Source organism: Pseudoalteromonas shioyasakiensis (assembly GCF_024518675.1).
In the GTDB taxonomy this organism is placed as follows: domain Bacteria; phylum Pseudomonadota; class Gammaproteobacteria; order Enterobacterales; family Alteromonadaceae; genus Pseudoalteromonas; species Pseudoalteromonas shioyasakiensis_B.
Genome location: NZ_JANIGL010000017.1, coordinates 1 through 704, shown reverse-complemented (window position 1 = coordinate 704; position 704 = coordinate 1). Strand labels below are relative to the sequence as shown.

Genomic DNA, 704 nt, shown 5'->3' with positions numbered 1-704 from the left:
CCATGCTTCCACATCTTGCCTATCAACGTTGTAGTCTTCAACGGCCCTTCAGAGACTTTAAAAGTCTAGTGAGAACTCATCTCGAGGCCTGCTTCGCGCTTAGATGCTTTCAGCGCTTATCAGTTCCGAACGTAGCTACCGGGCAATGCCATTGGCATGACAACCCGAACACCAGCGGTTCGTTCACTCCGGTCCTCTCGTACTAGGAGCAACCCCTCTCAATTCTCAAACGCCCACGGCAGATAGGGACCGAACTGTCTCACGACGTTCTAAACCCAGCTCGCGTACCACTTTAAATGGCGAACAGCCATACCCTTGGGACCGACTTCAGCCCCAGGATGTGATGAGCCGACATCGAGGTGCCAAACACCGCCGTCGATATGAACTCTTGGGCGGTATCAGCCTGTTATCCCCGGAGTACCTTTTATCCGTTGAGCGATGGCCCTTCCATTCAGAACCACCGGATCACTATGACCTACTTTCGTACCTGCTCGACGTGTCTGTCTCGCAGTTAAGCTGGCTTCTACCATTACACTAACCGTACGATGTCCGACCGTACTTAGCCAACCTTCGTGCTCCTCCGTTACTCTTTGGGAGGAGACCGCCCCAGTCAAACTACCCACCAGGCACTGTCCGTAACCCCGATTCAGGGGCCAACGTTAGAACATCAAAACTACAAGGGTGGTATTTCAAGGACGACTCCA

The 704-nt window shown here is 53.0% G+C and carries 1 rRNA gene; it reads right to left on the bottom strand.

Features of this window, described 5'->3' with window-relative positions:
• Nucleotides 1-704 (bottom strand): 23S ribosomal RNA (locus NQT69_RS19470); the annotation flags it as partial.